Source organism: Pedobacter borealis DSM 19626 (genome assembly GCF_000708285.2).
GTDB classification, from domain to species: domain Bacteria; phylum Bacteroidota; class Bacteroidia; order Sphingobacteriales; family Sphingobacteriaceae; genus Pedobacter; species Pedobacter borealis.
The window spans coordinates 1-7284 of record NZ_JAUG01000139.1 but is presented as its reverse complement, the minus strand read 5'-3'; the positions used below and the strand labels follow the sequence as shown (position 1 = coordinate 7284).

At 44.2% G+C, this 7284-nt stretch carries 2 protein-coding genes; both read left to right on the top strand.

From position 1 onward, the window contains the following. Positions 1-874: 874 nt before the first annotated feature. Positions 875-6091: a CehA/McbA family metallohydrolase gene (locus AW17_RS22425; protein WP_083488812.1), complete on the top strand. Its 5217-nt coding sequence runs from the start codon at positions 875-877 to the stop codon at positions 6089-6091. Positions 6092-6129: 38 nt separating this feature from the next. Then, entirely contained in the window at positions 6130-7020 is an 891-nt protein-coding gene (locus AW17_RS22420; protein WP_167343714.1) for a PorP/SprF family type IX secretion system membrane protein, read from the top strand. The last annotated feature ends 264 nt before the right edge of the window (positions 7021-7284 follow it).

The window sequence follows — 7284 nt, the reverse complement described above, 5'->3', positions numbered from 1 at the left end:
CCCCCCCTCAATACCCCACAGCCCAAGGCAGGATCAAGCGGGCGTGCTGGGATAAGCCAGGGTAAGAGCCTCGATACTGCCGCAATTAAGATTTCCGTAGGTTTTTACAAGAAAAGATGCAAGCCTTGATTTTTGGTTACCTTTTTATCAAGAAAAAGGTAAGAGCCCCTCGGCGGCGGCGAGCCGAGGCAAGCCCGAGCCTGGGGCAAAACCTGCAATTATCATTCTGAACGCAGTGAAGAATCTTCGGTAAAAGACCCTTCGTGCCTCAGGATGACAGAAAATTGTTAGAAGCAAAAATGATGGAGTGACTGCCGTATCAATCTTTTTTCGACCGTATTATAGCGAGCGCATTAAACCCCTATCCCCTTACCTGTACCTTTCCCCTAAAAGGGAAAAGACCAGATTCCCAACAGTATAGGAGGCCAAAATTTATCAACATCCAACCTAAATACCAAAGAAATATATAAATTTATATTTTAATGCCTTACTCCACAAGCTTTTAACAAAACAAACTACTAAAATTAACCTCATTCTAATACTGAATTAATATTCTACGCTTATTTTCGTAACCTAATCATTCTATATGGCGCTACAATTACTCCAATAAAGCTTTCCAGCTAAAAAAATCGTTGTCAGGCAAATGATTTTCGCACAATTGCTATAGGTATTTGCCCTGCAGTGATGATGATTTGCGCTGAATGATCAAAAATCTTCTAATTACAATCCTTATTATTCTATATGGCAAAACGCTAATCTGATCATTCGAATCCTCGCGGGACCGTTCCCGAAAAATAAAGCAATTACGCTTAATCCGCTTCGCTAACTTATTCAAAAAGATTAATTCATCATTTCATATCCCTAAAAAATTTATATGAAAAAACTTTTACTATTATGTTCCACAATGCTTTTGGCAACTTCGTTGTTTGCCCAAAGTTTTAACGGAACCTACAATTTCAGTAGTGTTTCTACCACTACAGGTAAAACGGACCCTACCCCAGTTCCAACCGCAACTGGAGTTACTTTCGGTTCTTTTACGGCTAATGGAGCTGTTTCCGCAAACCCTAACGCAGCTGTAAGGTTTTCTTTCACCAGTCAGCCTACAGGCGCAACCAATGCCAGTGATGTTTTTACCGGCACAATAGATTTAACCAAGTATTACGAAGTAACCATCACGCCTGTTACAGGTTACACCCTAAACATTACGGGGATTAAATTCACCCTGCAACGTTCAGGAACCGGGATCAGGCAATATAGTGTACGATCGAGCAAAGACAGTTATGCGGCTAACTTACCAGCCGCTGTATCGCCTGCCAATACAGATCTTCAGGTTGTAACAGGAAACATATTTCAGGTACTGGATGCGGCAACAGCTGCTGAGGTTGGCAGTACCATTACCTTAACAGGTTTTACCAGCATTTCTACAGCAACTACCTTCCGTTTTTATGGTTACAATGCCGAAGCTGCCGGAGGTACATTTAGTATAGATGATGTAGTTATTTCCGGATCTGCAGTTTCTGGTACAGACAATACCCCTCCTGTAAATACGGCCTCATACCCAAAAACATCAAATATTACCTCAACCTCTTTTAACCTTACCCATAATATCGATGAGCCGGGTAAAACTTATTATGTTGTTACCGCATCAGGCAGTCCAGCGCCAACACCTGCACAGGTAAAAGCTGGATTAAACGGAAGTGGTACCGCAGCAATTAAATCTGGCGCTTTGATCAATGCAGCCAATACAGATGTTAGTACATCCATTACCGGATTAACCGCAACTACAAATTATGCCGTGTACGTGGTGGCAGAAGATGGTGCCAGCACGCCTAATTTACAAACTTCAGTTACACTCCTAAATGTAACAACACTGGGCTTGGCAGACGTTACCCCACCGGTAACCGCAGCAACTTACCCCAAAACCACAACGGTTACCACTACCTCAGTAGCTTTTGCAAACAACATTAACGAAGCAGGCACCACTTATTATGTGCTAGCCCTTTCGGGTGGAACCGCGCCAACACCTGCACAGGTGAAAACCGCACAGGATGGAAGCGGATCTGCAGCTTTAAAATCGGGATCATTTGCCAATACGGCCAACACCGATGCCAGTGCATCCATCACCGGTTTAACAATTGGTACCGGTTATACCTTATATGTTGTGGCACAGGATGCAGCTGGCAATTTACAAACCACAGTTGCCACGGTAGATGCTACCACTGCTAATCCTCCTTTGGTAAGCGCACCCGTAATCATCAGTCAATATTACGAAGGCACTTCTGTAAACAAATGGATCGAATTAACCAACCTGAGCAATGCGCCGATCAATACCGCATCACCACAGTTAAAATTGGCTTTATACAATATTTCGGGCGATGCGGGTAACATCAACATCACTGGTACACCATCGCAAACTGTAAATTTAAACTTTACCATCCCGGCCCATGGCTCCGTACTTTTGGGCAATACGGGCAATAGCACGAGTGAAGTTCCATATTTAACCCCAGCTAGTGCTATACTGAACAGCAACACCGTAATCAACTTTAACGGTAACGATGGTGTGGCCCTTTTAGATGCCAATAACAACATTATCGATGCTTTCGGTCAGGGGGTTAACGCCAAAGATGTTTCTTATGTAAGAAGTTTGAATGTAACCGCACCCAGTCCTGTTTATGTAGACGACGATTGGACCAGAACACCACTGGCTACCGTTCAAAATGCCATTGATGATGACGATGCCAATAGATTGGGTGTACATTTCCCACCTAACTTACCTGCCTGCGCCGCGCCAAGCAGCCCTGCAACCGCGTTGGTTTTTAGTGCTGTAACCACAGGCAGCATCACCGCTACTTTCACTAAATCGGCCGATGCAAACGAATACCTGATCATCAGAAGTTTAAATGCCACTTTAAGCGCACTTCCGGTTGATGGTACGGCTTATGCCATTGGCTCTGCTTTTGGTGGGGGCATGGTAATCAATAAAATTGTAAACAATACCTTTACCGATAACAATTTAAACAGTTCTACTACTTACAATTATTTTATTGTTCCGTTAAACAACCTTTCTTGTACCGGCGGACCGAAATATTTAACCACCAATATTTTAACCGCAGCACAAAGCACTAAAACCTTATTGCCTTGTGCCACTCCAACAGCACAGCCTACAGGTTTTACCATTACTTCTGCTAACTATAACTTTATTCAGGCTTCTTTCACCGCCGCCAGCGCAGCTGATGAATACCTGGTGGTGATGAGTACCAGCAACACCTTAACCGCAGCACCGGTAAACCAAACGGTTTATAATGTAGGCGATGCTTTAGGTGACGGTATCGTGGTGAAAAGAGGAACGGGCACTTCATTTATCAGAAATGGTTTAACCCAGAACACCAATTATTACTTTTTCACCTATGCGGTAAACAGTGCCTGCAGCGGTGGCCCTTTATATTTAACTACACAGCCCCTTTTAGGAAACTTTAAAACCGGTATCCTTGATGTAAACAAACTCAATTTCTATTATGGTAACTTACACAGTCACAGCAGTTATTCTGACGGAAATAAAGACGATTTAACCAAAAAACCAGAAGATGATTATGCTTTTGCCAAAACGGCGATGAAACTCGATTTCCTTGGAATATCAGAACATAACCATACACAGGCAGGCATGTCTTTGGCCAACTGGCAACCGGGTATTATTGCAGCCAAAAATGCAACCACTTCTACTTTTGTTGCTTTGCACGGTATGGAATGGGGCGTAATCAGTGGCGGCGGACACGTAATTGTGTACGGGATCGATTCACTGATCGGCTGGGAGCCCGGCGAAAACCAGATTTATGTACCTAAAAGTACTTATACCGGCCCTGCGGGTTTATTCAGGATCATTAACCGCCATGGTTTAAATGCCGTAGCTACTTTGGCTCACCCTAATACTACCGATTTTAACAACATCTCGGCCACTTACGATTTAAGTGCCGATAGCGCCATTGTAGGTGCAGCATTAGAAAGTGGTCCTGCATTTTCGACCAATGTTACCTATTCCGATCCCGCCAGCTCAATGAGTTATTTAAGCTATTATAACCGTATGCTGGCTAAGGGTTATCACCTTGGTGCAACCATCGATCATGATAACCACAATTTAACCTTTGGTAAGCACACCCGTGCGCGGTTGGTGGTATTGGCTCCTGCCCTTACCGAGAACGATTTATTGGATGCCATTAAAAAGATGCGTTTTTATGCTTCAGAAGATTCGGCCGCGAAAGTCGTTTTCACCATCAACAAACAGCCGATAGGAAGCGTATTTAAAACCGCTGGTGCACCACAGATCTCGGTGAGTTCGATGACCACAAGTGCCGTAACCAGCATTAAAATTTTATACGGCACACCTGGAAGCGGTACCAACCCGGTAGAATTAACCACCAGTGCAACCGCAAGTTTAACCTATACCGATAATGCCCTGGCCAACCTGGCTACAGGTTATTATTATGCTGATATTGTAGAGGCAGACGGAAGCCGGATCATTACCTCGCCCATCTGGTACACCAGGGATGATGCAACCGTTAAGAAAGACCAGAACATTACCTTTACCGCCACCAGAACCGCTACTTATGGCGACCCAGATTTAGTTGCAGGGGCTACGAGCGACAATACTACCATTAACATCGAATACACCAGCAGCGACACCAACATTGCCACCATCAGCAATAACGATATCCACATTGTAAAAGCAGGTACGGTAACCATTACGGCCAATCAACCGGGCGATACTTTCTTTAACCCGGCAGTTGCCAAACAACAAGTATTAACCATTACCCCTAAAGCCATTGCGGTAACCGCAGATGCCAAAACCAAGCTAGAAGGAACAGCTGATCCCGCATTTACCTATGTTTCCAGCCCTGCATTAATCGGTACCGATGCTTTTACAGGAGCATTAAGTCGTGTGACGGGCGAAACCGCAGGCGATTACGCCATTCAGCAGGGAACGCTGGCTTTAAGTAGCAATTACACCATCAACTACAATGCTGCCAATCTTCATATTAACGCCAAACCAGTTGCCGCACTAAGTGCCAGTGTTGCTGTTCCACAAAACGCCACTGCTCCGGTTATTACCTTTAGTGCAACTGCAGGCACAGCACCGTTTACATTTACTTATAACATCAATGGAGGTAACACCCAAACGTTGAGGGCTACAAGCAATACCGCAACAGTAACGGCACCTACCAATGTGATGGGCACATTCGTTTACACCATCACCAACATTGCCGATGCTTTTAGTGCACAGGCGCAAAATGTCTCAACCACGGTAACGGTTCGTCCCTTACCGGTAGCCACCATTGCAGGTAATACATCCGTATGTAACTTCGGTTCATCACCAAACATTACCTTCACGGGTTCGGTTGGCACAGCACCTTACACCTTCACTTATACCGTAAATGGAGGCAGCAACCGTACCGTAACCACCAACTCTACTACCGCTACTGTTAGTGTACCAACCAATTCAACAGGTACATTTACCTACAATTTAGTAAGCGTGACTGATGCTTACGCTACCCAAACGCAAACCGGAACAGCCACGGTAACGGTAAATGCCCTGCCAGTGATTTCCATCAGCAGCAGCAAAGGTTTATCGATTTCTAAAGGCGATGCTATTATTTTAACGGCTACCGGTGGTACGCAATACAGCTGGACAGGCTCGGATATCCTTAGCGGACAAAACACTTCAGCCTTAACCATCCGACCGAAACAAAGCGGTACATACCGTGTTACCGTAAGCAATGCAAGTGGTTGTGTGAGCGATCAAAGCATTGCCATTACCGTAATAGATGATTATAAACTCGAAGCCAGTACTGTAGTTACGCCGAATGGTGATGGTTATAACGATAAATTTATCGTGAAGAACATCGATTATTATCCAAACAATACCTTGAAGATATTCGATAAGGCCGGGCGGATTTTATACACCAAACATACCTATGCCAACGATTGGGACGGAACCATAAATGGTAGTCCGCTGAATGAAGGCACCTATTATTACATCATCGATTTAGGTAACAGCATAGGCACTTTTAAAGGTTACATCAACATCATTAGAGACTAATTACAGGCATGAGAGCAATTACAAAAAACATAAAGCAAATGCGTCGCGTAACGTTTCTATTTGCTGCAAGCACATTATTTTTAGGTTCCGTTAAAGCACAGATCCTTCCACTCAATGCACAATATTTCCAGAACCGTTACCTCGTTAACCCCTCAATGGCCGGTATAAACGAAGGTTTTAACATCAACGGAAGTTTCCGCAAGCAATGGTCTAACATTCCAGGTGCCCCCATTACACAAAGTGTAACCTTAGATCAGCAGGTAAACAAAGTAGGCTGGGGCGTAAACATCTACAACGAGAAATCGGGCGGTATACAGCGCACTAAAGCCGTTGGAACCTTTGCTTACCACCTGCCGCTAAACAACGATGATCAGAAATTAAACTTCGGGATCTCTTTTGGCGCAAGTCAGGACAAACTGGATTTAAGCAGTGTAAGAAACAGCGACATTAACGACCCATCCATTGCCCGTTTTAACGACAGGGGTTATTATGTTGATGGCGATTTCGGGATCTCTTATACCTCAAAAGGATTAACCGTTGAAGGTGCCGTACCGAACATGCGTTCCGTTTTTAGGAAAGACGATTTAAACTTTGCCGATAAACCAACGTTTTATTCGGCGGTGAGTTATATGTTCATGCTGGGATCAGGAATAAACGGAATAAGCCTGGAGCCTAAAGGTGTTTTCAGGGGCATCAAAAATTACGAAAATTTATGGGATGCTGGTTTAAATGCAAATTTTGCCAACGATAAACTGTACGTAATGGCCATGTACCACAATACCCAAAACGCCACCTTTGGTTTCGGCATGAATTACAAATCGACCTTATATTTTATAGCTTATTACAACACCGCAACTTCGGCAATCAGTGGTTATACCGATGGCGATTTTGAAGTGAATATCAGGGTAAATATTGGCAAGAAGCCTTAATTTAAACGACTGTCGTCATCCTCGCGCATGCGGGGATCTTAATGCAACAAAACGAAAAGCCGCAGATCTAAGTATCTGCGGCTTTATTAATTGATCGCATTCCCACCGATCCGCCTTAACCCCTATCCGCCTATCGGCACCTTTCCCCTAAAAGGGAAAGGACTAAAATACAAATTATCGCGTCCTGCAATATGCCCCATGCGACCTGCACCATGCTATCCGGCCTAGCAGATTTTCGCAGGAAAAAGCACGGAAATCTGTGCA